The organism is Colwellia sp. BRX10-9, from assembly GCF_014077405.1.
In the GTDB taxonomy this organism is placed as follows: domain Bacteria; phylum Pseudomonadota; class Gammaproteobacteria; order Enterobacterales; family Alteromonadaceae; genus Colwellia_A.
Map to the genome: position 1 here is coordinate 1 of NZ_JACGVV010000075.1, position 2,575 is coordinate 2,575.

The 2,575-nt window shown below is 36.1% G+C and carries 2 protein-coding genes; one reads left to right on the forward strand and one right to left on the reverse strand.

All coding sequences use genetic code 11. The annotated features are described in order from the left end of the window. Nucleotides 1-194 precede the first annotated feature (194 nt). Nucleotides 195-1,499, reverse strand: a complete 1,305-nt coding sequence (locus H4J69_RS19470; RefSeq protein WP_182245183.1) for a DUF3667 domain-containing protein — start codon at nucleotides 1,497-1,499, stop codon at nucleotides 195-197. Nucleotides 1,500-1,742: 243 nt separating this feature from the next. On the opposite strand from H4J69_RS19470, the gene H4J69_RS19475 reads away from it, so the two are divergent. Beyond that, the gene (locus tag H4J69_RS19475) at nucleotides 1,743-2,291 is read left to right on the forward strand and encodes a YkvA family protein (protein ID WP_182217566.1); all 549 of its coding nucleotides are present in this window, start codon (nucleotides 1,743-1,745) and stop codon (nucleotides 2,289-2,291) included. The last annotated feature ends 284 nt before the right edge of the window (nucleotides 2,292-2,575 follow it).

The window sequence follows — 2,575 nt, forward strand, 5'->3', positions numbered from 1 at the left end:
CCGTCATGCTGAATTTATTTCAGTATCTGCTTTTGTGTTGTTAACGACGAGATCCTGAAACAAGTTCAGGATGACGGGTGAGTTATCAGGATGACGTAGGTGGTATCAGGATGACGACGGATACGGTATCTGGTTGACGGAATCCAGATCAGCATAACGGGCTTGTATCAGGGCAGGGTAACTGAAACTGTTAGTTAAATATCTGTTAAACCCCAAACGAAGGCAATTACACCTGTGAAGCCAATAAGTATCATATAGGCGGTGCCGATAAACGAATATTTGATAAAGGTCAAAAAATAACCCTGTTTATAGACGCGCTTTTGCATGATAAATAAATATATCGGGATCCAAATTAATAAGGCTTTACTGGCAAATTCAATCGAGCCAGTAAGTAAAGGGAGGACTGTTTCACTATAGCCAGCAAACACATCTAGTAACTCTACCAACAATATAGTAAAGAAAATAAAACTATGGCTGTGCAAGGCAACCGTTAAATGTTCCATATACAGTCGTTTGGAAAATATAAACATTATTTTTAATAAAACAGCAAAAAGAGGTAGTAAAACAAACATTAATTGCGGTAATTTTCCAATAACTTCTTGCACTAATGGCGTTGCATCAGAGCGGAAGGCATTTTCTGCTTTCTTGATCAAAGACTTTGTAAACACATTAAGGCTTTTATTATTCTCGTCACTTAAAAAATCAAAAGACAAGGTACCATCGGCATTATTGCCTATGGTCGTAGAAGTTTTTTCTACATTATCTAGCTCCTCACCATTTTTAAATTTTGCAATATTTGAGGTTAATAAATCATAACGTTCTTTTTTATTCCCGCTAAGTGCTTGTCCATCTTTAAATTGTCTTAATTCTAAATCGGCAAGTGTTTTGGTCATATCAATTAACCGTTTATTTTTTTCAATACTGTAATCTTTATTAATATCGGTTAAATAGGTCTCAAATTTTGCGATACTTTTTGTTGTTTCTGACAAATCAACGGTATTATCTGGTGAGCCATCAATGGCTTTAAGCTTGTTTTTTTCAAGTAAAACAAGCTGATCTTTGATTTGAGTGATTGATGTCTGATTGTCGCTTACCGCGAGAAGAGTATTACTGTCTGAGAGCACAAAAAATTTTAAGGTAATAAAAAAGACAATACTCACAAAAAGGTACAGACGTAGCGGAGGCACGTAATGCACGCGTTTTCCGGCAATATACTCATTAGTTAAAAAACCAGGACGAGCAACTAATGGCAATATAGTTCGGGCGGCACGAGAATCAAAACTAAAAATATCATCAAGAAGGTGTAATATCACCACCCAAAAATATTTCAATGTTGATTCTGCTTGTTGACCACACTGACCACAAAAAGGACCGTTGAGTGGCTGATGACAATTATCACAATTGTTATTTGCTGAACTTCTCATGGTATCAGGCTGTTCAGAGACTGATGGCGTGATATCAAGATCACTATTTTTTTTAACTAACTCGGTATTTTGCATAAAAGTTTCAGAATAAATACAAACAATAGAACAAAATCATAGCATTATGTTTATAAAAGTGTGAATGAAAAGTTATAAATATTTACAAATTAATTGAGTTAACTGCGTGCTGTTTGTATAACTATCTGCTAAATTTACTCTAATAAGAAAAATAGGGTTGAATGTACTATGTTTACTATTATGCAAAAAAGTAAATAATAAACAAAGTGTAGTAATAGAAAAGCCAAATACAGGAGAATTATAATGGCGTTTGAAGTTAAATTTGAATTAACAGAGTCAGACTTAGACCACTTCCGTGATGTAATGCGTAAAGCACAATCAGGAGCTGCAAAACTTAGTGAAGCAGTTATTTTAAGTAACGCTAAGAGTATTAGCCAAGATATTAAAGGAAGTGTTCCAGAATTTGTCAGCGAGCGCATTAAAAAACTAGAAACTTTAGTGGCGATGATAGAAGACTCTGAATGGAAAATTCCAGCAGAAGAGCGCAGTGATGTGCTAAGTGCATTGGCTTATTTTAGTGATCCAGAAGATTTAGTACCTGACCATATTCCTGTATTAGGCTTTTTAGACGACGCCATCATGATTGAATTAGTTGCCGAAGAACTGAAAGACGATATCGAAGCGTTTCTAGAGTTTTGTGCTTATCGTAGCCGAGAAGAAGGTCGTAGTGGTGATGCTACAGTGACTCGTGAAGAGTGGCTAGATTCTAAACGTCGCGAACTTCATAGTCGTATGAGAAACCGACGCTCTACTCGTCGTAGCGGTCGCTCATCATTTCGTTCAGTTTTTTAAACACTACTTTAAAAACATTGAATTCTAAAAGCTTACTCATTTTTTGAGTAAGCTTTTTTTATGTGTTTTTTATGAGGAGATCCTGAAACAAGTTCAGGATGACGGAGGTGGTATCAGGATGACGAGGAGGTATTATCAGGATGAATGAGGTATTATCAGAATGACTGAGGCTTATCCCTTTACCGTCATGCTGAATTTATTTCAGTATCTGCTTTTTGTGTTGTTAACGACGAGATCCTGAAACAAGTTCAGGATGACGGATGTGGTATCAGGATGAAGGAGGG